The following is a 21495-nucleotide window of genomic DNA, read 5'->3' as shown; positions in this document are numbered from 1 at the left end:
GCCACTAGGGTGGACGTTCGTGCGTCTTTGACGTAACTGCCCCCCCGGCGCGGTTCCTTACGCGCCGCCGACTATGGGGGTAGTCATGATAATTCGTCTTGCTCGTGCGGCGTGCAGCGCCGCCGTCATTACCGTTTTTGCCGGCGCCGCGTACGCGGACATGTCTGCCTCCCAATCAAACGATCCCACCGCGACCTTCGACAAGGATGTTGCCCGGCTTCTGGGCGCCGAGCGCATCGCGATGAGCGCGGTCAGCCCGCGGCGATTGCGCAAGCTGTCCGTGCCGAAAGAGACCAAGGCCAGCGCCCCCGCGGTGAAGGATCTGCGCTACAATCCTGAATTTCTGGCCGAAATTCCCGCCGCAAAGGGCGGCGCCGAATGGCAATGCCTCGCCGAGGCTCTGTATTTCGAGGCCCGCGGCGAAAGCGTTAGGGGCCAGTTCGCGGTGGCCGAGGTGATCCTGAATCGTGTCGCGTCTCCGGCCTATCCGGCCACGGTCTGCGGTGTGGTCCATCAGGGCACGGGCAAACGGTACGCCTGCCAGTTCACCTATACCTGCGACGGCCATGCCGAGGTCATTTCCGAGCCGAGGGCGTTTCGGCGCGTGGGCAAGGTCGCCCGGCTGATGCTGGACGGCGCGCCGAAGCAACTGACCGAAGGCGCGACCCACTATCACACCAAATCCGTGCGCCCGCGCTGGGCCAGCCGCTTTCCGCGCACGGCCACGATCGGCGTGCACCATTTCTATCGCCAGCCCGGTTAAGCCCGCGCCCCTGTCGCTTGCGGGCCTCGTCGTGCCGTCTGCGGGCCGTCCGGCCCCGGGTCGAGCGCTATTGTGTGCCAAACCGCTGGCGCTGACGGGAGACCCGCATGAGTGACGAGATCCGCCTCGCCTTCGCCCACCCGAGTGAAAGGGCCGAGGCGATGGAAGCCCCACGCGACCCGCGCGACCGCATTTCGCTACGCGATCACGAGGTCGAGGTCGAGATCGGCGCCTTTCAGGCCGAGCGCGGTGCGACCCAGCGGGTGCGCTTCAACGTCGTCGTCGAGGTGCGCCCGCACCCCGCGCCGCTGGCCGACGATGTCGACCGGGTGCTGTCCTACGACACCATCACCGAGGCGATCGCGGCCGAACTGTCTTCGGAGCGGTTGAACCTGCTGGAAACGCTGGCCGAACGCATCGCCGCGCGGCTGCTGGCCGAGCCCCAGGCCGAGCGCGTCTTTGTAAGGGTGGAAAAGCTCGACCGCGGGCCGGGCGCGCTGGGGGTCGAGATCGTGCGTTCCCGCCGCCCGGACGCGCCGCGGTTGGTACAGCCCGCCCCGGCCGAAGAGGCCAGCCAGCACCCGGTGGTGGTGTTCCTGTCCAACGCCGCCATCGCTGCGCCCGATCTGCCGCGCTGGCTCGACCGGCTCGAAGCCGGGCCGCACCCGGTGATCCTGGCCGTTGGACCCGCCGACATGGCCGCGCCGCGGTCGGAGGTGGGCCCGGCCCAGCGGCGGATCGACCTGCTGGCGATCGAGCAGAACGCCTGGGTGTTGGCCGGGCGCGACCCGCGCTGCGTGGTCACCGGCACCCGCACCGAGATCGACTGGGCGATGAAGCACCGCCAGATCGTCGTCTGGGCGCCCTCCAAGATCGTACTCGACGCGGTCGACCGCCCCCCGGTCAGCCCGCGCGACGCGGTGGCGCTGGCGCTGTGGTTCGCGCAAGAGGTCGAGGCCCGGCGACTGGTGGTGATCGGCGCACAGGCGCCCGAAGCGCCGCGGCTGCCCGTCACGTCGGTGTCGCCCGAGGATGCAGAGGCCGCCCTCTGAGCCCTTGCAAACCGCGGCGCGATGGCGAAAACAGGCGGCCATGACTGCCTATTTCCGCCCCATCGCCCGCACCGACCCCGCCCGCCCGGCCGAGGCCCGATGGCTTGCCGGTGGCTGGACGTGGTTTTCCGAGGTCGAAGAGATGACCCGCGGCGGCGGAAGGCGGCTGATGCCGGTCTCTGACCTGCCCGCCGAGGTGCTAGAGGCGCTGACCGTGCGGCGCGCGCCCGTCGCCGGGCTGACGATGGACCGTCCGCGGCTGATGGGCATCCTCAACGTCACCCCCGACAGCTTTTCCGACGGCGGGCTGTTCGAGCGGCCCGGCGCAGCGCTGGACCATGCCGGCGCGCTGATTGCGGGCGGGGCCGACATTCTCGATATCGGGGGCGAATCGACCCGTCCCGGGGCCCGAGAGGTGCCGGCGGAGGAGGAAACCCAGCGCACCGCGCCGGTGATCGCCGCGCTGCGCGCAGAAGGGCAGGGCGTGCCCATTTCCATCGACACGCGCAAGGCCGGCGTGGCCCGCGCCGCGCTGGCGGCCGGGGCCGACCTTGTCAACGACGTGGCCGCGCTGACCTTCGATCCCGCGCTGGCGGGGGTCGCGGCCGAGGCCGGTGCGCCGCTGGTGCTGATGCACGCCCAGGGCGCGCCGGAGACGATGCAGCAAGACCCGCGCTACGACGACGTGTTGCTCGACATCTACGATTATCTTGCGGAACGGGTGGCGGCCGCGGAGGCCGCCGGCATCGCCCGCGCCCGCATCGTGGTCGATCCCGGCATCGGGTTTGGCAAGACCAAGGAACACAACCTCGCCCTCCTGCGCGGGCTCAGCCTGTTTCACGCGCTGGGCTGCCCGGTTCTGCTCGGTGCTTCGCGCAAGCGTTTCATCGGCACCATCGGCAATGCGCCCGAGGCCCGCGACCGCGCCCCGGGCTCCATCGCCGTGGCGCTGGCGGCGGCGGCGCAGGGGGTGCAGATCCTGCGGGTGCATGATATCGCCGAGACGCGGCAGGCGCTCTGCCTGGCAGAGGCGCTTTGGACGAGGGAGGAGCGGCCATGAGCGATCGGCTTTTCGGTACTGACGGCGTGCGCGGACAGGCCAACAGCTATCCGATGACGGCAGAGATGGCGCTGCGGCTGGGCGCGGCGGCAGGGCGCTATTTCCGCCGCGACGGCAGCCACGGCCACCGGGTGGTGATCGGCAAGGACACGCGCCTGTCGGGCTACATGTTCGAGAACGCGCTGACCGCGGGGCTGACCTCGACAGGGATGAACGTGTTTCTGCTGGGCCCGGTGCCCACGCCGGCGGTCGGCGTGCTGACCCCCTCGATGCGCGCCGATCTGGGCGTGATGATCTCGGCCAGCCACAACCCGCACCACGACAACGGGATCAAGCTGTTCGGCCCCGACGGGTTCAAGCTCAGCGACGAGGCCGAGGCCGAGATCGAGGCGCTGACGCTGGCTGGCGTCGAGCCCGCGCAGGCGGGAAATATCGGCCGCGCCAGGCGGATCGACGAGGGCCGCTACCGTTATAATGAGCGGCTCAAGGCCAGTTTTTCCTCGGGGCTGCGGCTGGACGGGATCAAGGTGCTGGTCGATTGTGCCAACGGTGCGGCCTACCGGTCCGCGCCCGAGGTGCTGTGGGAACTGGGCGCCGAGGTGATCCCGATCGGCGTGGCGCCCAACGGCTTCAACATCAACGACAAGTGCGGCTCGACCGATACCGCGGCGGCGGCCGACGCGGTGCGCGCGCATGGTGCCGATCTGGGCATCTCGCTGGATGGCGACGCCGACCGGGTGATGCTGATCGACGAGACCGGCAAGGTGGCCGATGGCGACCAGCTCATGGCGTTGCTGGCGCGGCGCTGGGCCAAAGCGGGGCGGCTGAACGACGGCACGCTGGTGGCCACGGTGATGTCCAACCTGGGGCTTGAACGGTTTCTGGAGGGCCACGGGCTGAAGCTGAAGCGCACGCCGGTGGGCGACCGTTACGTGGTCGAGACGATGCGCCGGGGCGGGTTCAACCTGGGCGGCGAGCAGTCGGGCCATATCGTGATGACCGATTTCGCAACCACGGGCGACGGTCTGTTGGCGGGGCTGCATTTCCTGGCGGCGATGGTCGAGACCGGGCAGCCGGCCAGCGCGCTGCTGCACAGCTTCGAGCCGGTGCCGCAGCTGTTGAAAAACGTCCGCTTCGCGGCCGGCAAGGCGCCGCTCGAGGCCGCCGAGGTGCGTGCGGCCATCGGCGCGGCCGAGCGGCAGTTGGACGGCAAGGGACGCCTTTTGATCCGCAAATCGGGCACCGAGCCCTTGATCCGCGTGATGGCGGAATGCGAAGACGACGCGCTGCTGGCCCAGGTGGTCGACAGCGTTGTGGCCGCGGTCGAGGCGGCGGTCTAAGCCACTTCGGCCGCGCGATATTCCATCCTGACCGGTGCGGCCCGAAAGCGGCGCGGGTCAGGTGCGGCGACTGGCGAATGTCTGGGCGAGTTGGCTTAGCGGGGCGTCGGACAGATCGCCGGTCCGTGCTGCCGGGACGGCCACGAAATCGTGGTGCAAATCCCACTCTGCCGCCGTCGTCACCCGTTTGACCCGCGGCGAGAAGACCGTGCGCGACAGCCCGAAAATGGCAAAGCCGTTCGACCGGAAAAGATCGGCCAGAAGATCCTTGTTGCGGTCCCCCTCGAAGACCACGAATTGAAGGCCGGGCAGCCGGAAAAGACCGGGAAGGATATTCGGCTCGGCCCCCTCGACGTCGATCTTCACACCGAACGGGCGATCGCCGAGCAGCGGGCGCAGATAGGATTCGGTTTCGACGGCGCGCACGGTGATTTTCCTCGTCCAGCCATCGCTTCCGTCGCGTCCCACGATGGTGGCCATGCCGGAATGGTGCTCTGGCATGGCCATTTCGAAACTGCCTTCGCTCTCGAACAGGGCCACGTCGTGCACATGGTGGTTGGAAAGCCCGTTTTCGGAAATGACGTTGCGCAGCTTCGCAACGAGGTCCGGCTGCGGTTCGAAGAAATGCACCGCGCCGGTGGGGCCGACGACCTGCGCCGCCGCAAAGCCGACCGTGCCGTGGTTCGCCCCGATATCCAGAAGGACATCGCCCTTGTGCAAAAGGGCGCAGGCGGTGCGTGTCACCTTCCAGTCGTTGTTGCCGAAAAGCCAGAGGATGCGGCCGTGGTAGTCGGAGCTGTCGATGGGGATGCGGTAGCCTTCGGCCGTCCGGGCCTCCAACTCGCGGGGGAGCTGGGCGAAGAGCGAGCGTGTCACGCGGTTGAAGCTGAGCCGTGTGAGTCCGGAATTCGGTCGCAGCCGTCGCAGAAGGAAGCGGTAGGTACTTAGAAAAAAAGAAGCAATTAACCTGTTCATGGGCTCGTCCGAAATCGCTGACCCTCGCAACGCGTACCGACCGGCGGGTGCGCGGTCAAGCGTACCGCCGCGGGGCAAGGCCAAGCGCGGCTACCAGGGGCAGGTCTGCGGGGCCGATATCCGCCGCGGCGGTCATCCTCACTCATACGTGATGGAAACCATGCACGGGGTGCGGGCGTTGATCTGTTGAACCGAAACGAAAAAAGGAGGACCGACATGGAAGTCTGGATCATTCCGCTGCTTGGCCTGATGACCATCGGGGCCGTTCTGGCCTTCGCCTGGTCGAGCAAGAAGAAAACCGAAAAGCGTATGCATGACCCGAACGCGCCGAAAAGCACCCTGGCCGCGGACGGGCCCGACACGCGCGGCTGAGGCGCGTGGTAGCAGAGTTTGAAAAACGGTCGGGGCCGGCGATAGCGCCGGCCCCGAGCCATGTTCAGTTCTTGGATTTGTCCACCATCTTGCCGGCGGTGATCCAAGGCATCATGCCGCGCAGCTTTTCGCCCACTTCCTCGATCTGGTGGGCATCGTTGTTACGGCGGATCGCCTTGAACGACGGCTGGCCCACGGTGCATTCGGCCATCCAGTCGCGCACGAAGCGGCCCTGCTGGATGTCGTCGAGCACCGCCTTCATCCGCGCCTTGGTCTCGTCGTAGGGCAGGATGCGCGGGCCCGAGACATACTCGCCATACTCGGCGGTGTTCGAGATCGAGTAGTTCATGTTGGCGATGCCGCCCTCGTAGATCAGGTCGACGATCAGCTTCACCTCGTGCAGGCACTCGAAATAGGCCATCTCGGGGGCATAGCCGGCCTCGACCAGGGTCTCGAAGCCCATGCGAATGAGTTCGACCAGGCCACCGCACAGAACGGCCTGTTCGCCGAAGAGGTCGGTCTCGCACTCTTCCTTGAAATTGGTCTCGATGATGCCCGAACGCCCGCCGCCGATGGCCGAGCAGTAGCTCAGGCCCAGCTCCAGCGCGCGGCCGGTGGCGTCGTTATGCACGGCCACCAGGCAGGGCACGCCGCCGCCCTTGACGTATTCGCCGCGCACCGTGTGGCCGGGGCCCTTGGGCGCCATCATGATGACGTCGACGCCGGCGGGTGCCTCGATCAGGCCGAAATGCACGTTCAGGCCGTGGGCGAAGGCAATCGCCGCGCCCTCGCGGATGTTGTCCTTGACGTATTTGTTCCAGGTGTCGGCCTGCAGCTCGTCGGGCATGGTGAACATCATCAGGTCGCACCACGCGGCGGCCTCGGCGATGCCCATCACCTGCAGCCCCTCGCCCTCGGCCTTCTTGGCCGAGGGCGAACCCTCGCGCAGCGCCACCGCCACGTTCTTGGCGCCGGAATCGCGCAGGTTCAGCGCGTGGGCATGGCCCTGGCTGCCGTAGCCCAGGATGGCCACCTTCTTGTCCTTGATCAGGTTGATATCGCAATCGCGGTCGTAATACACGCGCATGGTGTCTGTCCTTTCGGCTATTGGGTCTGGCGCGCAGGGTATGCCCGATCATGGCAATAATGGCTTTCAATTCTTGAAGGTTTTTCCAGAAATCAGGAATAGTCATGCGGCACGATTTGAGTTAGTGAAATAATCATGCAGATAGATGACGCCGACCGGCGCATGTTGCGCCACTTGCAGGCCGATCCGGCCATTTCCACCGCCGAGTTGGCCGAGCGTGCGGGGCTGGCGCCGGCCACCTGTTGGCGGCGGCTGGAAAAACTGCGGGCGGCGGGGGTGCTGAAAGGGGTGCAGGCGGTGATAGACTGGGCGCGGCTGGGCTATGCGGTGCGCGTCAGCCTGCGCGTCACCATCGACAAGACCGATCCGCGCGCCTTTGACGAGATCATCGCCGCGGCCCGCGAGGTGCCCGAAGTGACCGAGATCCAGACCTTTCTGGGCCGGGTCGATCTGCGGCTCGACATTCTCGCCCGCGACATGGCGCATTATCAGGAGTTGTTCCGCACCCGCATCCTGACCCTGCCGCATATCGCCGACCTCGAGGCGCTGGTGCATGTGGCCGATATCAAGACCGACGAGGCGCTGCCGCTGTGATCGACCTGGACGAGACCGACCGCAAGCTGCTGCGCGCCCTGAGCGAAGACGCGACGCAAAGCGCGGGCGCGCTGGGGCGGCGGCTGGGCCTGTCGCAGCCGGCGGCCTGGCGGCGGGTGCGGCGGCTGGAGGAGGCCGGCGCCATCGCCGGGCGCCGCGTGGTGCTGGACAAAGAGGCGCTGGGCTTTGGCGTGACGGTGTTTCTGGGGGTCAAGCTGGCCACCAAGGGCCGCGTCAGCCTGGATGATTTCGAGCGCGCAGTGGGCGCCATCCCCGAGGTGCAGACGGTGCAGCACGTGCTGGGATTGTTCGACTATCGCCTGCGGGTCGTGGCGCGCGATTTCGCCGATTTCGAGCGGGTATTGCGGCGCCGGATCATGACGTTGCCGGGGGTGGGCGACGTCGACGCCAACGTGTTGCTGAGCGAAGAGCGGCGCCCGGGGCCCTTGGGCTAGGGGTGGCTACGGGCGGCTGCCGCGCGCCCCGAGACCTGCCCGCATCAGCGTCTTGCGCACAGGACCCACCGAATAAAGCACCGTGATTGCCGCGGCGCGCAGGTCGCGCAGGATGCGTTCGCCGCGCATCGAGGCGCGGTTGAGCATGTCGATGCCGGCCACGCGGGCCTGCACCTCGGGCCAGCGCCGGCGGTGATAGGTTTCCAGCATCCGCCGGCTGCCGAGGCCCTCGGGGTCGGCCCGGGCGAGGTCGAGCAGCACGTGAATATCGGCCAGGCTCATGTTCAGCCCCTGTGCGCCGATCGGCGGCACAACATGCGCGGCCTCGGCAATCAGTGCGGTGCGCTCGCCGGAAAACCGCTCGGCGATCTGGCTGATGATCGGCCAGACGCTTCGGCGCGATGCCAGCATCAGGGGGCCAAGCAGCGCGCCCGAGCGGGCGGTCATCTCGGCGTTGAACTGCGCCTCGGGCAGGGCGGCGAGGTGCAGCGCCCTGGGTCCGGTTTCCATCCACACGATGGCCGAGCAAGGCTTGCCGTCGCGGTCGGGCAAGGGAACCAGGGTAAACGGCCCGCCCGAGCGGTGGATTTCGGTCGAGACGTTCTGGTGCGCCACTTCGTGGGTGACGGCGAAGGCCAGCGCCTTTTGCCCATAGCGGATGGTGCGCGCCTTGATGCCCAGCGCCTCGCGCACCGGAGAATTGCGCCCGTCGGCGGCGATCAGCAGGCGGGCCGCGACGCCAGTGCCGTCCGACAGCGTGACCAGCGCCTCGCGCTCGCGGGTGATCACGCCGCTTGTCGCGACGCCGGGGCGGAAGGTGACGTTGGGCAGCTCGTCCAGCCGCGCGACCATCTCGCGGCGCAAAAGCCAGTTGGGCAGGTTCCAGCCAAAGGGGTCGTCCGAGATGTCGGAGGCGTCGAAATCCTTGGTCAGCCGCGGCGCCGGGGTCTTGCCGCCGGCATCGACGATGCGCATCACCTGCAGGTCGGTGGCATAGGGCGCAAGCCTTGCCCAAAGGCCGGCCGCTTCGAGCACGGGCTTGGAGGGTTGAAGGAAGGCGGTGGTCCGGAGGTCGGCGCCTTCTTCCTTTTCGCAGGTGACCGGCGGGGCGGGATCGACGCAGATGACCGAGAAGCCGGCCGAGCCAAAGGCGGCGGCCGCAGTCAAACCTGCAACGCCGCCGCCGGAAATCAGGATGTCGGTGCTTTCTCGGGTCATGTCCGGGCCCCTCTTTGACCAGAGTTAGGCGATAGTCGGCTCCGGTCAAAGCGGCAAGCTGTCATCCCCGGGTGATCAGGAGAAGCGTGAACATGATCACCGGCACTGCAACCACCGCGGGTATGTAGAGGCCCGGGATGCCCCAGGTCGCGATGGAAAGCGCCCAGAGCGCGACGAGCACGGCAAGGGCCAGCCAGATCCAAAGATGCTCTTCGGTGCGAACCGCGTTGATCGCGCGTGAAACGGTGCGGCCCACGCCGGTGCGGTTGAGGTCTGCCGATTGCTGCTCGATGGTATTCGAATACATGAATGTCTCCCTTGTGCCGCGCCATTAAGACGCATGCGACATTTGGTAAAATGCGGCAGGATGTCGCATACACCTAAGCGCCGCCGCCGTGCCGGCCATCCAGACCGGCCAGAAACCCCGCGAGATCGGGTGTGTGGTGGTGAATATGCGGCGCCGTCTCGGGGGCGGGCGCAACATGCACCGTGCGCATCCCCATGTCGTGAGGCGCGGCAAGGTTGCGCGGGTCGTCCTCGAACATCGCCGCTTGGGCCGGCGACAGCCCATCTGCTGCAAAGACCGATTCGAAGGCCGCGCGCTCGGGCTTGGGTCGGAAACCGGCCTCTTCCACACCGTAGAGCGCGTCGAACACGCCGGACAGGCCGCGCGCTTCGACCACCCTTGCGGCGTACTCGGCGGTGCCGTTGGTGTAGACGATGCGCCGCCCGGGCAAGTCGGCGATGCGCGCGCGCAGCTCCGAGTCGGGGGTAAGCCGGTCGAGTGAAATGTCGTGCACCTTGTGCAGATAGGGGCCCGGGTCGACCCCGTGGACCTCCATCAGCCCGGCCAGCGTGGTGCCGTACTTGGCCCAGTAATGTTTGCGCAGCCGGTCGGCCTCGGCCGCGTCGACCGACAGCGCCTCCATCACGAAGGCGGTCATCCGGACCTCGATCTGGTCGAAGAGCCGGGCTTCGGGCGGGTAAAGCGTGTTGTCGAGATCGAACACCCACGCCCGCACATGGCTGAAATAGCGGGAAACCATGGAGAGCAGGTAGCGCCCTGCGGCAATGGGATCAATGCATCGGGCTTGATTCGCTGCGCGCCGGCGCCCTAATGTAGACCATCGTATGCAGGAGCCACCGATGAAAGACCTCAAGTCCGGCCACAAGGACGCTTACGACCTGATACTTGAGGCGATCGACATGGGCACCTACGGCCCCGGCGACCGTCTGGTGGAAAGCGAACTGGCCGAGCGTTTCGGCGTCTCGCGTACCCCTATCCGCGAGGCGCTGCAACGGCTGGAGACGCAATCGCTGCTCAGCCGCGACGGGCGCAGCCTGATCGTGGCCTCGTTGACCCATGACCAGATGGCCGAACTCTACGTCGTGCGCAGCGAGCTGGAGGGGCTGGCCGCGCGGCTTGCCGCCCGCCACGCAACGGACGAGGAAATCCGCGTGCTGCGCGCGATGGTCGAGGAAGACCGCGCCTATCTGACCGACCCCACGGCCCTGGCCCGCGCCAACCGGCGGTTTCACAAGCAGGTCCACCTCGCGTCGCACAACCGCTACCTGGTGCAGCAGCTCGACCTCGTGCACCGCACGATGGCGCTGATGGCTACCACCTCGCTCGCCGCCGAAGGGCGCGGCGAGAACGCGCTGGCCGAGCATGACGCCATTGTCGCCGCGATCGAGGCGCGCGACGGGGATGCCGCCTACAAGGCGTTGAAATCCCACATCTCCATCGCTTTCGAGACGCGGCTGAGGCTGGACGCGGCCGATTACGCCGACCAGGTCTGAGGCCGGCTATTCCGCCGCGCGGGCCATCGCCGGCTCTGCCATAGCGTCGGCTTGGCCGAGCGGCGACAGGTGGCCATGCCGCGTCTTGTCCCAGAAAAACGGCTTGCTGGCGATCTCGAACAGCGCCTTGTAGCTGGCCAGCGCCGCCATCGGGAAATAGAAATGCAGCGTCGGCACCCAGGGGATCAGGCCGGGCCGGCCCGCGCGCCTGAGGCCCGCCACGCCCACGGCGATATTGATCGCCTCGGAGGCGACGAATAGTAGGCAGAGCGCTGACATCACGGGCCCGCCCAGCACCCCCGCCAGCGGATGCGGCAGATCCAGCAGGATCAGCCAGAACGACCACAAGAGCGGCATCAGCAGGAATTGCGACAGGGTGCCGAGAAAAAGCACCTGCGCGCCGAAGAACCGCCACGGCCCGAGCTGGCGCCACAACAGGCGGGGATCGCGCATCAGCGTGGTCCAGGTCATCGCGTAGCCTTTCAGCCAGCGCGACCGCTGGCGCACCCAGGGCCAGGCGGCGCAATTGGCCTCTTCCAGGGTGACGGTCTGAACCATCTCGGTGCGATAGCCGTGCCGGGCGAGCCGGAGGCCCAGGTCGGCATCCTCGGTCACGTTGTGGGCGTCCCAGCCGCCGACGGCCTCTAGCGCGGTACGGCGGAAAAACACCGTCGTGCCGCCCAGCGGCAGGGCGAGGCCAAGCCGCGCGAGCCCGGGCAGCACCACGCGAAACCAGCCGGCATACTCCACGGTGAAGCAGCGCGAGATCCAGTTGGCGCCGTGGTTGTAGAAATCCAGCACACCCTGAAGGCAGGCCACCTGCGGGTCGGCGCGGCGGAACTGGCGCACGACGGCCCGGATCTGGCCCGGATCCGGGGCGTCCTCGGCGTCGTAGATACCGATGATGCTGCCCCGGCAGAACGCCAGCGCGTAATTCATCGCGCGGGGCTTGGTCTTTGGCGGGGCGTCGGGCACGACGATCACCCGCATGAAGGGCGGCAGGTCCGCCGCGGCCAGCTCGGCCTGGGTGGCGGTGTCGTCCTCTTCGACGATCAGGCAGATATCCAGCAACTCGCGCGGGTAGTCGAGCCGGCCGAGCCGCGCCAGCAGCCGCCCGGTCATGCCGGTCTCATGGAACAGCGGGACCATGAGCGACACCACCGGCACCGGTGCGATCGAGGGGATGGCGGGGGGTGGGGCGGGCGGCGGCGGCCTGCCCGGCCCGGCCGCGAGGGCCGCCAGTTTCAGCACGCTGCCCAGCAGCAGCGTGAAGGCAGCCCAGAGCGTCAGCGCCGACAGCACCGGTGCCGGGGCGGCCAGTATCGCCGCTGCGAGGCCCAGAACGCCCAGCGCCATCGCCCGGCGCGGCCCGCGCGCATACCAGAAGCGGCAGCTTTCGGGCCCGGGGGTGCGGTTGGCGGCGGCCAGGGTCAGCCGGCGCCGCGCCGCCCGGCCGACCGCGGCATCGACGCCGGCCCGGTCGGTGAGCGCCATGATCGGCAGGCCAAAGGACGCCGGCAGATCGGCGCAGAACGCAGCGAACCGGTCGGGCTGGCTGGTGGCGATCACCGTGGCGCCGCCCATGGCCCGCCAGGGGACCGCACCCTCGTGCAGGCAGCGGGCCGCGCCGAGACGGGCCACGAGGCGCGGGTCGGGCGGTGCCGCCTCAAGATCGACCGCGCGCGCGCCGTGGCGCATCGCCTCGGCGGCCAGTACCTGCGCGCGGCGCACCGTCCCGCGCCGGACCAGCAGGTCGCCCAGCCCAAGCCGGCGCCGGCGCGCCAGCCGTTCGGCCCGGCGCAGCGTGGCGCTGTCGAGTGCGCCCTGTGCCAGCAGCGCATGGCCGAGCCCCATGGCCGGCGCGGGGGCCGCGCGCGGCGCGGCGGCAGGTCTTGGATCGGAAGACAGCATGGCAAGGCGGTATCCGGCTGAACCTCTTCAGCCTGTCGCCAGCTTGGTTAATGCAAGGTTAACCGCGCCTTACGCGCGGGCGTTCATCGCCGCCGCGAAGCGCTCGAACAGGTAATAGCTGTCTTGCGGGCCGGGGCTGGCCTCGGGGTGGTATTGGACCGAAAAGACCGGGCGGTCTGCAAGGCGGATGCCGCAGTTCGACCCATCGAAGAGCGAGACGTGGGTTTCCACCACGCCTTCGGGCAGGGTCTGGCTGTCAACGGTGAAGCCGTGGTTCATGCTGGTGATCTCGACCTTGCCGGTCTCCAGGTCCTTGACCGGGTGGTTGGCGCCGTGGTGGCCGTGGTTCATCTTGATCGTCGTGGCCCCCAGGGCGAGGGCCAGCATCTGATGGCCGAGGCAGATGCCGAAGACGGGCAGATCGCGCGCCAGCACCTCGCGGATCATCGGCACCGCATACGCGCCGGTCGCTGCCGGGTCGCCCGGCCCGTTCGACAGGAACACGCCCTCGGGGTTCAGCGCCAGCACGTCCTCGGCCGTGGCGGTGGCCGGCAGAACGGTCACTTCGCAACCCGCCGAGGCGAGGCAGCGCAGGATGTTGCGTTTTGCCCCATAGTCGATGGCGACGACGCGCCGGCCCGCACCGTCGCGCCGGGTGTAGCCCTCTGGCCAGGCCCAGCGCATCTCGTCCCAGCGATAGCTTTGGGCGCAGGTGACCTCGCGGGCGAGGTCGAGCCCCTCGAGCCCGCAAAAGCCGCGCGCCTTCGCCACCAGACGCTCGACGTCGAACTTTCCCTCGGGATCGTGGGCCAGCGCCACGTGGGGCGCGCCCTGCTGGCGGATCGCGCGGGTCAGGCGGCGGGTGTCGAGCCCGCCGATGCCGATCCGCCCGCGCTTGGCCAGCCAATCCCACAAGGGCTCGGCGGCGCGCCAGTTCGACGGCTCGGTCGGGTCCCATTTCACAACCATGCCGGCGGCCACGGGCTCGGCTGTTTCGTCATCCTCGGGGTTGACGCCGACATTGCCCACATGGGGAAAGGTGAAGGTCACCACCTGCCCCGCATAGGAGGGGTCGGTCATGATCTCCTGATAACCGGTCATCGCGGTGTTGAAGCACAGCTCGGCCACGGTCTCGCCGGTCGCGCCGAAGCCTTGGCCGTAGAACACGGTGCCGTCGGCGAGCGTCAGGCAGGCGGTCGGGCGGGGCTGGGCGGCTGGCATGGCGCACTCCATTGTGGGGATCGGCGGGACAATATGGTGTGCGGGGGCCATAGGCAAGGGCCGAGGCAAATTGACTTTTGCAATTAAAACAAAAGCTTGTATCCATCGTGCCCGGTTGCCTCTGCTGCGCTGCGGCGTTATGGTCCGACGTCTCGGGACTCAAGGGATGATGACCGGATGGATATGCGAACGCGCATCGCGGCCGCGCTGAAAGATGCGATGAAAAACAGGGAGGCCGAGCGGCTGGCCACGCTCCGCCTGATCAACGCTGCGATCAAGGACAAGGACATCGCGCTCAGGGGCGAGGGCCGCGAGGACGGTGTGGGCGATGCCGAGGTGTTGGCGATCCTCGGGCGCATGGTCAAGCAGCGCCAGGAAAGCGCCCGCGCCTACGAAGAGGGCGGACGGCTCGATCTTGCAGAACGCGAACGCGCCGAGATCGCCGTGATCGAGACCTTCCTGCCGCGCCCGCTGAGCGACGACGAGGTCGAGGCGGCGGTTTCGGAAACGATCGAAAACCTCGAAGCCGCCTCGATCCGCGATATGGGCCGGGTGATGGGGGCGCTGAAGGAGAAATACACCGGACGGATGGATTTCGCCGTGGTGGGGCCGATGGTCAAGGCCCGGCTGGGCTGAGGCCGGCGGCGCTGCGACGATTGACCCGTCATGTCCGGGGACGTTGTGACAGCATGTCTCTTGCGCGCTTTTTCGCGGGGGCAGATTTTGCTATCACGGCAGCAACGGTCGCAGGTGCGCCCGACCGGGTCATCGCCCTGCCGTTCGGGCGCAGCCGGCAGCGCGCCACGTAACAACCAAGGGCAAAGAAGAGACGGGCAATGCTGAAATTCTTCAATAACGTGAAACTCGAGGACATGCCGGCCCTCATCCTGCGCGCGCTGGCGGTGGGCCTGATCCTCGTGCAGCTTTTCATTGCCGTTTTCATCGTCAATCATTACCGCTCGGTTTTCGTGCTGACGTCTATCGTGTTCAGCCTGCTGCTGGCCCGTGAGATGTACGAGGATCTGGCGCAGCGTTTCTTCCGGCTGAAGGCCGAGGAATACGAGCACGAGCTCGAGAAGCTCCGCGCCCAGCAGGCCGACGCGGCCGAAGAGCCCCAACTGATGATCGAAGGCACCAGCCAGCGCGGCGAGGCCTGATCGCCGGCCTCAGGCCGGGTGCAGCGCGCGCTGCAACTCGTCATGCAGCGCCAGCCGCTCTTCGGGGCTGAGAAAGGCGCCGATCTCCACTTCGCGGCCGCCGCCCTCCAGGGTGACGTAATTGGTCACCGGCCCGCCCTCGCGGTGCAGCTCCACGCGCACCCAGTAGGGGTTGGCGTGCCAGTCCTGCCGCGGCCCGCGCGGATTGTGGCGGGTCAGCTCGACCCGGTCGGGCCAGAGCGACAGCTCTTCAATCAGCTCGCCATCCTTGTACGACCGTTCGAGAAAGTACCAGAGCATCCCCAGAACGATCAGGCCGAAAGGCAAAAGGCCCCACAGGACCGGCGTGCCGATGACCGCGATCAGCGGCACGAGGATCAGCGCGTAGGCCATCAGGATCACCGCGGCAAATCCCTTGCGCGGCAGCGAGCGGTGCGGCCAGAGGCGCAGACGCAGCGCCGCCGGGCCGCCGCTGTCGTAAGAGGGCGCTTTCGGGGGCAGCGCGGCAGTGCCGGGGGTCCATCGGTGGGGCATGGCGTTGGCGGTAGCTCTGGCCCGCCGCGTTGGCGATCTCGCGCAAGCGGCGTGCTGTGACGGTGCTTTGCTGGAAGGGCTGCGCTCCGCCCTGGTGGGCAAGAAGCGTCCGTCCCTTTTGTGGGCGGGTCCGGCGCTGCACGGCGCGAACGCCGACGGTACCCAAGATCGAAGCGCGGCCTTCATCCTGCCCGGTGGTCGCATGGGCCGGGCCCGTATCCGGGGCCCGGCCGTGCAATGGTCAGTGGGCGTGGCCCTTGTCCCAGTCCTCGCGCTTGGGAAGCGTCTCGAAGGTGTGCTCCGGCGGCGGGCTGGGCAGGGTCCATTCCAGCGTGTCGGCCCAGTCGTTCCAGTAGTTATTCTCGGTGATCCGGCGCCCGGCGAGCAGGGTGTAGGCCATGATCCCGATGAAGAACAGGAACGAGGCGAAGGCGATGAAGGCGCCGATCGACGAGATCTTGTTCCAGTAGGCGAACGCCTCGGGGTAGTCGATGTAGCGCCGCGGCATACCCTGACGTCCCAGGAAGTGCTGCGGGAAGAAGGTGAGGTTCGAGCCGATGAACATCGCCCAGAAATGCAGCTTGCCCGCCCATTCGGGGTATTGCCGCCCGCTCATCTTGCCGATCCAGTAGTAGATGCCGGCAAAGATCGCGAAGACCGCGCCGAGGCTCATCACGTAGTGGAAGTGGGCGACCACGTAATAGGTGTCGTGATAGGCCCGGTCGACACCGGCCTGGGAAAGCACGACGCCGGTGACGCCGCCCACGGTGAACAGGAAGAGAAAGCCGAACGCCCAGAGCATCGGTGTCTTGAACTCGACTGAGCCGCCCCACATCGTGGCGATCCAACTGAAGACCTTGATGCCCGTTGGCACCGCGATCACCATCGTCGCCAGCATGAAGTAGCTCTGCTGGGTCAGGCTCAGCCCCACGGTGTACATGTGGTGCGCCCAGACGACGAAGCCCAGCGCGCCGATCGCCACCATCGCGTAGACCATCGGCAGGTAGCCGAAGATCGGCTTGCGGCTGAAGGTGGCGATGACGTGGCTGATGATCCCAAAGCCCGGCACGATGATGATGTAGACCTCGGGGTGGCCGAAGAACCACAGGATGTGCTGGTAAAGCACGGGGTCGCCGCCGCCCTCGGGCTGGAAGAAGGTGGTGCCGAAATTGCGGTCGGTCAGCAGCATGGTGATGGCGCCGGCCAGTACCGGCAGCGACAGCAGGATCATCCAGGCCGTGACGAAGATCGACCACGAAAACAGCGGCGCCTTGTGCATGGTCATGCCCGGCGCGCGCATGTTCAGGAAGGTGGTGATCATGTTGATCGCGCCGAGGATCGAACTGGCGCCCGAGACGTGGACCGCGAAAATCGCCAGGTCCATCGAATAGCCACCCTCGTTGGTGGAAAGCGGCGGGTAGAGCACCCAGCCCACGCCCGAGCCCAACTGGCCGTTGCCGCCGGGGCTGAGCACCGAGGCCACGGCCAGACAGGTGCCCGCCACGTAAAGCCAGTAGCTGAGGTTGTTCATCCGCGGGAACGCCATGTCCGGCGCGCCGATCTGCAGCGGCATGAAGTAGTTGCCGAAGCCCCCGAAGAGCGCGGGGATCACCACGAAGAACATCATCAGGATGCCGTGGGCCGTGATCAGCACGTTCCAGATATGGCCGTTGGGGCTGCACTCGCCTTCGGCCGCGGCGGTGATCCGCGCGCCTTCCATGCACATGTACTGGACGCCCGGATCCATCAGCTCCATGCGCATGTAGACGGTGAAGGCCACCGAGACGAAGCCGACGATGGCTGCGGTGAAAAGGTAGAGTATCCCGATGTCTTTGTGGTTGGTGGACATGAACCAGCGGGTAAAGAACCCGCGGGTATCCTGCCCCCCGTGGCCATGAACGGCGGCGTCGGCCATGTGTCGCTCCCGATTCCCTGTTTTCCGCGGCGCCTCGGTTGGTATGGGCACGCGGACTTCCCTCTGCGCGACGCCTCAACATCGTGCCGGCGGGACCGTGCCGTGCCTTGCTGGGCACGGCCGGCTCCCTTCCCGCCGACGGGCCCTCCCTCGGACCGCAGCGATTTGTCGCATAGCTATGGTTACAGAGGCGCGCGGCGAAATCAAAGGGGTTTCTGCATGCTTTCGTATGCGGCGGGGCCGCTCAGCCGAACACCCGGTCAAAGCTGCGCCGGAGCGCCAGGTCGACATCGGCCATCGTCACCGGAAGGCCCAGGTCGACAAGGCTGGTCACCCCGTGTTCGGCGATGCCGCAGGGGACGATGCCGTCGAAATGGGACAGATCCGGATCGACGTTGATCGAGATGCCGTGAAAGCTGATCCACTTGCGCAACCGCACGCCGATGGCGGCGATCTTGTCCTCGCGCGGGCTTCCGTCGGGGGTTGGGGGGCGGTCGGGCCGCACCACCCAGACACCGACCCGGCCCTCCCGGCGCTCGCCCCTGACGTTGAATTCGGCCAGGGTGGCGATCACCCATTCTTCGAGCTGCCAGACGAAGCGGCGCACGTCGCGGCCCCGGACGCCGACATCGAGCATCACGTAGGCCACGCGCTGGCCGGGTCCGTGATAGGTGTATTGCCCGCCGCGCCGGGTCTGGAATACCGGGAACCGGTCAGGGTCGATCAGGTCCGCCGCCTTGGCAGAGGTGCCGGCAGTATAAAGCGGTGGATGTTCCAGCAGCCAAACCGCCTCTTCCGCGCGGCCCGCGGCGATGGCCTCGACTCGGGCCTCCATCCATGCTTCGGCCTCGGGGTAGGGCACCGGTGCCTCTGAAATAAGCCATTCCAACATGTTTTGCCGATTTTCCAGACTTGACAGGATGGGCCGCTCGCCGCGACCATTTCCTGATAAACGCGTCGCCGCCCCGGCGCAGCCCCTGATTTCAAGGAGTGATCTGATGCACCCGAAACATTTCACCGTGGCAGCTCTGGCCGCAACCCTTGTGCTGACGCCGGCAACGCGGGTCGCCGCGGATGCCGGCGACGTGGCCGCCGGCCTGTTCTTCGGTGCCATCCTCAACGAGGCGGCGCGCAACAACCAGCGCACCACCACCAGAAAGGTTTACCGCAAGCCGGCGGTCTCTTCGGCGGTGCGCGCGCAAAACCGCGAAACCCAGACGTCCCTGAACTATTTCGGCTTTCCCGCCGGGGTGGTCGATGGCGTGATGGGCCGCAACAGCCGCAACGCGATTTCGCAGTACCAGGCGCATATGGGCTACCCGGCGACCGGCCAGTTGACCCAGTATGAGCGCGATTTCCTGATCACCTCGTATCACCGTGCCATCGCCGGTGGCCAGGCCACGTCGCAAATGATCGCTGCCCACCCGCAGGGACCGCGCGGTCTTCTCAAGACCTACCAGCAGCAGTTGGCCGCGGGTAGCGCGATGACCCCCGTGCCCCAAACCGCCATGCCGGGCACCACTGTGGTGGTTGCACCGCAGGTAGCGCCCTCGGAGGCCCCCGCCGCCAAGGCCGAGCCGGAAACGCCTGTGGTCGAGGCGGCCAAGCCCGCCGCGCCCGCGCTTCCCAACTTCATGGGGCAGGGCGAAGAGGTTTCGCTGGCCTCGCATTGCAACAAGGTCAGCCTGCTGACCAACACCAACGGCGGCTTTACCACGCTGGCCTCGATGTCCGACCCCGCCTTTGCGCTGAACGAACAGTTCTGCCTGGCTCGGACCTATGCCATCGCCGCCGGTGAAGAGATGATCGCCAAGGTGCAGGGGTTCTCGCCCGAACAGATCGCCGAGCAATGCCGCACCTTCGGTCCCGCGCTGAAAGAGCCGGTGGCCGCGCTCTCGCTCAAGCCCAAGGATGCGGTGCTGCAGGATGTCGGCGCCTTCGTGCTGAGCTCGGGCATGTCGCCGGCGCAACTGGCCAGCACCGCCAAGATCTGCCTGTCGGTCGGCTACCGCACCGATGACATGAAGGTCGCCATTGGTTCGGCACTGGTGCTGACCGTTCTGGGCGAACAGGTTTATGCCGAGCTTCTGGGCCATCACATCAGCCAGGGTTTCGGTGCGACCAAGCGCAGCGATCTGTCGCTGCCTTGGTATCAGGCCAGCTTTGACGCGATCGCGAACGGTGCGAAGCCTGTCTTCGCACCCGGACAGCCCGAGCGGGACGAGTTGCTGCAAAAAGCGGCCTTCTCGCTGTCGGGCAGGTCGGATGGTGCGAGGATGGCGCCCAAGGCGAACGATCCGCAGCCCGCCGCGCTGCCCACGTTCTCGGTCGAGAACTGAGGGTCTCAGGGCCCGCAGCCGGGGGCGCGCAGACGCCCCCGGCACGCCGCCTGAAAAGGTCGCAAAACCCCCTTCACAAGGCTCGGCCAAGCGGCTATGTAGCGCCGCACTACCAGACACGTGCGGTCGTGGCGGAATTGGTAGACGCGCAGCGTTGAGGTCGCTGTGGGGTAACACCCGTGGAAGTTCGAGTCTTCTCGACCGCACCAATCATCCTGGAACAGCCCGGAATCATTGACCGCCGAAAACGGCGGCAATGCTCTATTTTGTTGCATAAATCCTGTGCGCCGACGCTTTGATGTGCCATCATGCGGGACTGCTGGGGTGGCGCTCTGGGGGCTGCTTTGCGAGACGGACGAGGCGGGACGGCGGATTGCCGTCGGCGGGAAAAGCTGTTTTCTTGTCGTAACGTCAGCTTTCCGCTTTTTGGGCCGAGCGAAGGGTACAACATTGGTTTTGAAAGAGTTTTCTGGCCAATGCCTGTAATCAAGTTCTGCATTGATCTTGCTGCACAGGATGTTACCGTTCGTAACAAAAGCGCCTAGGCGTAAAAAAACTGCGTGCCCAGATGTGCGCGGATCAACACGGGAGAGTCGCTTGACGACCGCATCTGACACGGATTTCGTGGTCTTTGATCGCGTCCAGAAAAGCTACGACGGCGAAACGCTCGTTGTGAAAGATCTGAACCTCGGTATCGGCAGGGGCGAATTCCTGACGATGCTCGGACCCTCCGGGTCGGGCAAGACGACCTGCCTGATGATGCTCGCGGGCTTCGAGACGGCCACGCATGGCGACATCCTGCTCGCGGGGCAGCCCATCAACAACATTCCGCCCCACAAGCGCGGGATCGGGATGGTCTTCCAGAACTACGCGCTGTTTCCGCACATGACCGTGGCCGAGAACCTCGCTTTCCCGCTGGAGGTACGCAATATCGGCAAGTCAGACCGCGACGCCAAGGTGCAACGCGCCCTCGACATGGTGCAGATGGGCGAATTCGGCGGTCGACGCCCGGCGCAGCTTTCGGGCGGGCAGCAACAGCGGATCGCGCTGGCGCGCGCCCTGGTGTTCGAGCCGGAGCTGGTGCTGATGGACGAACCGCTGGGCGCGCTCGACAAGCAGCTGCGCGAGCATATGCAATTCGAGATCACGCGACTGGCCCACGAACTTGGGATCACCACGGTTTACGTCACCCATGACCAGACCGAGGCGCTGACCATGTCGGACCGGGTCGCGGTGTTCGACGACGGGCGCATCCAGCAACTTGCGCCGCCCGACGAGCTGTACGAGCAGCCGCAGAACAGCTTCGTCGCCCAGTTTATCGGCGAAAACAACACGCTGATGGGCACCGTCAAGGAAATCAACGACGGCGTGGCGCTGGTCGAACTCGACGATGGCGAGCTGATCGACGCCAAGCCGGTCAACGTTTCGCAGCCTGGCGAGCGCACGCTCATTTCCATCCGCCCCGAGCGGGTGGAGATCAACAAGGACCGGTTGGGCGAAAACGCCCATACCATCCATGCCGAGGTGCTGGAGTTCATCTACATGGGCGACATCTACCGCACCCGGCTGCGCGTTGCGGGCAACGACGATTTTGTCATCAAGACGCGCAATGCCCCCGATCAACGCCGGCTGCAACCAGGCGAGAAGATCGAGATCGGATGGCAGCCGGAGGATTGCCGCGCGCTTGAAGCCTGAGCGCGCG

22 protein-coding genes and 1 tRNA gene are annotated in these 21495 nt (G+C 66.8%); 13 read left to right on the top strand and 10 right to left on the bottom strand.

Annotated elements, in window-relative coordinates; genetic code table 11:
* Nucleotides 1-73: 73 nt before the first annotated feature.
* The 4 genes from Ga0609869_RS01485 (at nucleotide 74) to glmM (ending at nucleotide 4215) form a co-directional block, all read left to right on the top strand.
* Nucleotides 74-763 (top strand): cell wall hydrolase, encoded by a 690-nt coding sequence (locus Ga0609869_RS01485; protein WP_245972207.1) that lies wholly within the window; start codon nucleotides 74-76, stop codon nucleotides 761-763.
* Between the two features lie 107 nt (nucleotides 764-870).
* Nucleotides 871-1815 (top strand): dihydroneopterin aldolase, encoded by a 945-nt coding sequence (locus Ga0609869_RS01480; protein WP_125404395.1) that lies wholly within the window; start codon nucleotides 871-873, stop codon nucleotides 1813-1815.
* Nucleotides 1816-1855: 40 nt separating this feature from the next.
* A complete protein-coding gene (gene folP, locus Ga0609869_RS01475) occupies nucleotides 1856-2875 on the top strand; it encodes a dihydropteroate synthase (protein WP_125404393.1) in 1020 nt (339 codons plus the stop codon).
* Nucleotides 2872-4215 (top strand): phosphoglucosamine mutase, encoded by a 1344-nt coding sequence (glmM, locus tag Ga0609869_RS01470; RefSeq protein ID WP_125404391.1) that lies wholly within the window; start codon nucleotides 2872-2874, stop codon nucleotides 4213-4215. Before folP ends, glmM begins: the two co-directional genes overlap by 4 nt.
* A 57-nt stretch (nucleotides 4216-4272) precedes the next feature.
* On the opposite strand, the gene Ga0609869_RS01465 is transcribed toward glmM, so the two are convergent.
* Nucleotides 4273-5091, bottom strand: a complete 819-nt coding sequence (locus Ga0609869_RS01465; RefSeq protein ID WP_170168795.1) for an FkbM family methyltransferase — start codon at nucleotides 5089-5091, stop codon at nucleotides 4273-4275.
* Between the two features lie 315 nt (nucleotides 5092-5406).
* On the opposite strand from Ga0609869_RS01465, the gene Ga0609869_RS01460 reads away from it, so the two are divergent.
* Nucleotides 5407-5562: a hypothetical protein gene (locus Ga0609869_RS01460; protein ID WP_170168794.1), complete on the top strand. Its 156-nt coding sequence runs from the start codon at nucleotides 5407-5409 to the stop codon at nucleotides 5560-5562.
* 64 nt (nucleotides 5563-5626) lie between these two features.
* Here Ga0609869_RS01460 and ilvC read toward each other — a convergent pair whose 3' ends face one another.
* Entirely contained in the window at nucleotides 5627-6649 is a 1023-nt protein-coding gene (gene ilvC / locus Ga0609869_RS01455) for a ketol-acid reductoisomerase (RefSeq protein WP_125404388.1), read from the bottom strand.
* A gap of 135 nt (nucleotides 6650-6784) precedes the next feature.
* Here ilvC and Ga0609869_RS01450 point away from each other — a divergent pair, with 135 nt between their 5' ends.
* Together Ga0609869_RS01450 and Ga0609869_RS01445 are read left to right on the top strand one after the other, a co-directional pair.
* Nucleotides 6785-7243: an Lrp/AsnC family transcriptional regulator gene (locus Ga0609869_RS01450; protein WP_125404386.1), complete on the top strand. Its 459-nt coding sequence runs from the start codon at nucleotides 6785-6787 to the stop codon at nucleotides 7241-7243.
* Nucleotides 7240-7698, top strand: coding sequence for an Lrp/AsnC family transcriptional regulator (locus tag Ga0609869_RS01445; RefSeq protein ID WP_125404384.1), 459 nt, complete (start codon nucleotides 7240-7242; stop codon nucleotides 7696-7698). The genes Ga0609869_RS01450 and Ga0609869_RS01445 overlap by 4 nt, the downstream gene beginning before the upstream one ends.
* A 6-nt stretch (nucleotides 7699-7704) precedes the next feature.
* Here the strand turns inward: Ga0609869_RS01445 and Ga0609869_RS01440 are convergent, their stop codons facing one another.
* The 3 genes from Ga0609869_RS01440 to Ga0609869_RS01430 all read right to left on the bottom strand — a co-directional run bounded on the left by Ga0609869_RS01440 (nucleotide 7705) and on the right by Ga0609869_RS01430 (nucleotide 9962).
* Nucleotides 7705-8916, bottom strand: a complete 1212-nt coding sequence (locus Ga0609869_RS01440) for a UbiH/UbiF family hydroxylase (protein WP_125404382.1) — start codon at nucleotides 8914-8916, stop codon at nucleotides 7705-7707.
* 61 nt (nucleotides 8917-8977) lie between these two features.
* The gene (locus tag Ga0609869_RS01435) at nucleotides 8978-9223 is read right to left on the bottom strand and encodes a hypothetical protein (protein ID WP_125404380.1); all 246 of its coding nucleotides are present in this window, start codon (nucleotides 9221-9223) and stop codon (nucleotides 8978-8980) included.
* 73 nt (nucleotides 9224-9296) lie between these two features.
* Nucleotides 9297-9962 carry a pyrimidine 5'-nucleotidase gene (locus Ga0609869_RS01430; RefSeq protein WP_125404379.1) on the bottom strand — a complete coding sequence of 222 codons (666 nt, stop codon included), beginning with the start codon at nucleotides 9960-9962 and terminating at the stop codon, nucleotides 9297-9299.
* A gap of 100 nt (nucleotides 9963-10062) precedes the next feature.
* On the opposite strand from Ga0609869_RS01430, the gene Ga0609869_RS01425 reads away from it, so the two are divergent.
* Nucleotides 10063-10716 carry a GntR family transcriptional regulator gene (locus Ga0609869_RS01425; RefSeq protein ID WP_125404377.1) on the top strand — a complete coding sequence of 218 codons (654 nt, stop codon included), beginning with the start codon at nucleotides 10063-10065 and terminating at the stop codon, nucleotides 10714-10716.
* Between the two features lie 6 nt (nucleotides 10717-10722).
* Here Ga0609869_RS01425 and Ga0609869_RS01420 read toward each other — a convergent pair whose 3' ends face one another.
* Nucleotides 10723-12627 (bottom strand): glycosyltransferase, encoded by a 1905-nt coding sequence (locus Ga0609869_RS01420; protein ID WP_125404375.1) that lies wholly within the window; start codon nucleotides 12625-12627, stop codon nucleotides 10723-10725.
* Nucleotides 12628-12696: 69 nt separating this feature from the next.
* On the bottom strand, nucleotides 12697-13848 hold the full coding sequence (gene carA / locus Ga0609869_RS01415; protein WP_125404373.1) for a glutamine-hydrolyzing carbamoyl-phosphate synthase small subunit: 1152 nt from the start codon (nucleotides 13846-13848) through the stop codon (nucleotides 12697-12699).
* A gap of 177 nt (nucleotides 13849-14025) precedes the next feature.
* Here carA and Ga0609869_RS01410 point away from each other — a divergent pair, with 177 nt between their 5' ends.
* Together Ga0609869_RS01410 and Ga0609869_RS01405 are read left to right on the top strand one after the other, a co-directional pair.
* Nucleotides 14026-14484 (top strand): GatB/YqeY domain-containing protein, encoded by a 459-nt coding sequence (locus Ga0609869_RS01410; protein WP_125404372.1) that lies wholly within the window; start codon nucleotides 14026-14028, stop codon nucleotides 14482-14484.
* A gap of 200 nt (nucleotides 14485-14684) precedes the next feature.
* Nucleotides 14685-15005, top strand: coding sequence for a hypothetical protein (locus tag Ga0609869_RS01405; protein ID WP_125404370.1), 321 nt, complete (start codon nucleotides 14685-14687; stop codon nucleotides 15003-15005).
* A gap of 9 nt (nucleotides 15006-15014) precedes the next feature.
* Here the strand turns inward: Ga0609869_RS01405 and Ga0609869_RS01400 are convergent, their stop codons facing one another.
* The 3 genes from Ga0609869_RS01400 to lipB form a co-directional block, all read right to left on the bottom strand.
* Nucleotides 15015-15539 carry a DUF2244 domain-containing protein gene (locus tag Ga0609869_RS01400; protein WP_125404368.1) on the bottom strand — a complete coding sequence of 175 codons (525 nt, stop codon included), beginning with the start codon at nucleotides 15537-15539 and terminating at the stop codon, nucleotides 15015-15017.
* Between the two features lie 241 nt (nucleotides 15540-15780).
* Nucleotides 15781-17454 (bottom strand): cytochrome c oxidase subunit I, encoded by a 1674-nt coding sequence (ctaD, locus tag Ga0609869_RS01395; RefSeq protein ID WP_125404366.1) that lies wholly within the window; start codon nucleotides 17452-17454, stop codon nucleotides 15781-15783.
* A gap of 244 nt (nucleotides 17455-17698) precedes the next feature.
* On the bottom strand, nucleotides 17699-18364 hold the full coding sequence (gene lipB, locus Ga0609869_RS01390; RefSeq protein ID WP_281273273.1) for a lipoyl(octanoyl) transferase LipB: 666 nt from the start codon (nucleotides 18362-18364) through the stop codon (nucleotides 17699-17701).
* Between the two features lie 88 nt (nucleotides 18365-18452).
* Here lipB and Ga0609869_RS01385 point away from each other — a divergent pair, with 88 nt between their 5' ends.
* The 3 genes from Ga0609869_RS01385 to Ga0609869_RS01375 all read left to right on the top strand — a co-directional run bounded on the left by Ga0609869_RS01385 (nucleotide 18453) and on the right by Ga0609869_RS01375 (nucleotide 21488).
* Nucleotides 18453-19793 (top strand): peptidoglycan-binding domain-containing protein, encoded by a 1341-nt coding sequence (locus tag Ga0609869_RS01385; protein WP_125404362.1) that lies wholly within the window; start codon nucleotides 18453-18455, stop codon nucleotides 19791-19793.
* 122 nt (nucleotides 19794-19915) lie between these two features.
* A tRNA-Leu gene (locus Ga0609869_RS01380) sits at nucleotides 19916-20002 on the top strand.
* A gap of 388 nt (nucleotides 20003-20390) precedes the next feature.
* Nucleotides 20391-21488, top strand: coding sequence for an ABC transporter ATP-binding protein (locus Ga0609869_RS01375; RefSeq protein WP_245972205.1), 1098 nt, complete (start codon nucleotides 20391-20393; stop codon nucleotides 21486-21488).
* Nucleotides 21489-21495: the final 7 nt, after the last annotated feature.

The sequence above is a fragment of the Rhodovulum iodosum genome, from assembly GCF_041020385.1.
Lineage (GTDB): Bacteria > Pseudomonadota > Alphaproteobacteria > Rhodobacterales > Rhodobacteraceae > Rhodovulum > Rhodovulum iodosum.
Note: the sequence above shows the minus strand (reverse complement) of the source record. Positions and strands in the feature narration are given on the sequence as shown.

Excerpts from the sequence above, each read along its gene's own strand:
- Ga0609869_RS01425 (WP_125404377.1), top strand. The coding sequence starts at position 10,063 with ATGAAAGACCTCAAGTCCGGCCACAAGGACGCTTACGACCTGATACTT.
- Ga0609869_RS01485 (WP_245972207.1), top strand. The coding sequence starts at position 74 with ATGGGGGTAGTCATGATAATTCGTCTTGCTCGTGCGGCGTGCAGCGCC.
- Ga0609869_RS01480 (WP_125404395.1), top strand. The coding sequence starts at position 871 with ATGAGTGACGAGATCCGCCTCGCCTTCGCCCACCCGAGTGAAAGGGCC.
- Ga0609869_RS01450 (WP_125404386.1), top strand. The coding sequence starts at position 6,785 with ATGCAGATAGATGACGCCGACCGGCGCATGTTGCGCCACTTGCAGGCC.
- Ga0609869_RS01420 (WP_125404375.1), bottom strand. The coding sequence starts at position 12,627 with ATGCTGTCTTCCGATCCAAGACCTGCCGCCGCGCCGCGCGCGGCCCCC.
- Ga0609869_RS01410 (WP_125404372.1), top strand. The coding sequence starts at position 14,026 with ATGGATATGCGAACGCGCATCGCGGCCGCGCTGAAAGATGCGATGAAA.
- Ga0609869_RS01430 (WP_125404379.1), bottom strand. The coding sequence starts at position 9,962 with ATGGTTTCCCGCTATTTCAGCCATGTGCGGGCGTGGGTGTTCGATCTC.
- folP (WP_125404393.1), top strand. The coding sequence starts at position 1,856 with ATGACTGCCTATTTCCGCCCCATCGCCCGCACCGACCCCGCCCGCCCG.
- Ga0609869_RS01405 (WP_125404370.1), top strand. The coding sequence starts at position 14,685 with ATGCTGAAATTCTTCAATAACGTGAAACTCGAGGACATGCCGGCCCTC.
- Ga0609869_RS01385 (WP_125404362.1), top strand. The coding sequence starts at position 18,453 with ATGCACCCGAAACATTTCACCGTGGCAGCTCTGGCCGCAACCCTTGTG.
- Ga0609869_RS01460 (WP_170168794.1), top strand. The coding sequence starts at position 5,407 with ATGGAAGTCTGGATCATTCCGCTGCTTGGCCTGATGACCATCGGGGCC.
- Ga0609869_RS01440 (WP_125404382.1), bottom strand. The coding sequence starts at position 8,916 with ATGACCCGAGAAAGCACCGACATCCTGATTTCCGGCGGCGGCGTTGCA.
- ctaD (WP_125404366.1), bottom strand. The coding sequence starts at position 17,454 with ATGGCCGACGCCGCCGTTCATGGCCACGGGGGGCAGGATACCCGCGGG.
- glmM (WP_125404391.1), top strand. The coding sequence starts at position 2,872 with ATGAGCGATCGGCTTTTCGGTACTGACGGCGTGCGCGGACAGGCCAAC.
- Ga0609869_RS01435 (WP_125404380.1), bottom strand. The coding sequence starts at position 9,223 with ATGTATTCGAATACCATCGAGCAGCAATCGGCAGACCTCAACCGCACC.
- ilvC (WP_125404388.1), bottom strand. The coding sequence starts at position 6,649 with ATGCGCGTGTATTACGACCGCGATTGCGATATCAACCTGATCAAGGAC.
- Ga0609869_RS01400 (WP_125404368.1), bottom strand. The coding sequence starts at position 15,539 with ATGCCCCACCGATGGACCCCCGGCACTGCCGCGCTGCCCCCGAAAGCG.
- carA (WP_125404373.1), bottom strand. The coding sequence starts at position 13,848 with ATGCCAGCCGCCCAGCCCCGCCCGACCGCCTGCCTGACGCTCGCCGAC.